This is a genomic window from Rhodococcus sp. FH8 (assembly GCF_019266085.1).
Taxonomy (GTDB): domain Bacteria; phylum Actinomycetota; class Actinomycetes; order Mycobacteriales; family Mycobacteriaceae; genus Rhodococcus_F; species Rhodococcus_F qingshengii.
In genome coordinates this window covers 1-1,617 of the sequence record NZ_LPNQ01000016.1, presented here as the reverse complement: position 1 = coordinate 1,617, position 1,617 = coordinate 1, and the positions used below count along the sequence as shown (strand labels likewise).

Annotated in this window: 1 protein-coding gene and 1 pseudogene; both read right to left on the bottom strand. The window is 66.1% G+C overall.

The window, feature by feature from the left end:
- Positions 1-114: 114 nt before the first annotated feature.
- Entirely contained in the window at positions 115-906 is a 792-nt protein-coding gene (gene istB, locus ATN38_RS00105; RefSeq protein WP_003944771.1) for an IS21-like element IS1415 family helper ATPase IstB, read from the bottom strand.
- Positions 906-1,617 (bottom strand): annotated as a pseudogene (istA, locus tag ATN38_RS00100) (IS21-like element IS1415 family transposase); the annotation flags it as partial. The gene istB and the pseudogene istA, both read right to left, overlap by 1 nt.

The following is a 1,617-nucleotide window of genomic DNA, read 5'->3' as shown; positions in this document are numbered from 1 at the left end:
TGTCAATGGCCACGAAGTTCTCCCCGTAGGCGGCCAGTAGTTCTCCCCGCTGGTGGCCACGGGTTCTCCCCGGTGGCGGCCAGTTGTTTTTCCCCACCCGCTTTCTGATTTGGGTTAGCTGAAGGGCTTCACCCCCTTGCCGGTGGTGGCTTCGGTGAGGCGGAAGGAGTCGCCGTCGGTGACGACGACGTGCGCATGGTGCAGGAGCCGGTCAACGGTGGCGGTGGCCAATGTTTTGGGCATGATCTCGTCGAAGCCGGAGGGGTGCAGGTTGCTCGAGACGGCAATCGCTCGGCGTTCGTAGGCAGCGTCGACGAGGCGATAGAATCCTTCGGCGGCGTCTTCAGAGACCGGGAGCAGACCGATGTCGTCGACGATGATCAGGTCGGAGCGGATGATCCTCGTCAGGGCTCGGGCGATGGAGTCGTCGGCACGGTGCCGGCGGACCAGGGCACCGAGGTCTTCGATGGTGAACCAAGACACCGCCAGCCCAGCTTCGACTGCGGCCTGCCCGAGTGCCTCGGTGAAGTGAGACTTGCCAGTTCCCGAAGGCCCACAGACGCAGAAACATTCACGCCGCCCGACCCACTCCAGGGTGCGGAGCGCGTCCTGGGTGGCGCGGGGAATCGACGATTTCGTTTCGTCCCAGTCGCCGAAGGTCTTGCCGGTAGGGAAACCCGCGCGTTTGCGGCGAGTGTGCAGGTTCGCCCGGTCCCGGCCGGCGGCTTCCTCAGCGAGGAGAACCCGCACGACTTCGGCGGGGTCCCAGCGTTGGGCTTTCGCGGTCGGGATGATATCGCTCAAGGACCTGCGGATATGGGGCAGTTTCAGGCGTTTAGTCAGGTCGATCGCCTCGGCCAACGGGTCGCCGTTAGCGCTGGTAACAGTGCGCAAAGGGGTGCTCATCAGGCGTCATCGCTTTCATCGTCAGTAGTGGCTGGGCTGGCCGGCGCTGGTGTCTGGCCGAAGGTGGACCAGGCGGCGGTGCCCGGTTGCAGAGTGTGGTTCTCGCTGCGACGGACCGGATCAGCGTGTTCGTGGGTGACTTGGTAGTCGAGGATCGAGATCAGGTCCCGATCGGCGAACCGGCCGGTCATCGCCGCCGTCCCCAACGCTCTGTCGACTGCGTCCGGGGAGTGCAGCTTCGAAAGGTCCACGGCCTCGGCCATCTTCGCCCTGATGCGGCGCGCTCCCGCGGCGGCAGCCTCGACCAGCCAGCTGTTGGCACCCTGGCCCAACTGTAGGAAGGCGAGCTCGGCGGCGGTACGAGGCTTGGGCACCCGGTCGGCGGCGTCGCGGTCTGGGCGGGGTGGGTAGTGGTCGTTGTCGAGGACCGGTGAACCGGGTTGGCCGCGGCGGTGCCGCGCGACTTCGACTGCACCGCCATCATTGTCGACGGCGGTCACGATCAGCTCCTCACCATGGAAGCGGGCCCAGACCCGAGTGTCGATCAACGTGTGCGGCACCGAATACCGCACCCCTTCCACCGAGATCGTCGACTCCCAGTTCACCCGCCGGGTAGTGCCGAACACCGCGGTGAACGGAGATTTCGGCAGCGGATGCAGCCGCTGCAACTCTTCGGCCAGCCGCTCGACCGGCCGCCGCCGAGTAGAGCTG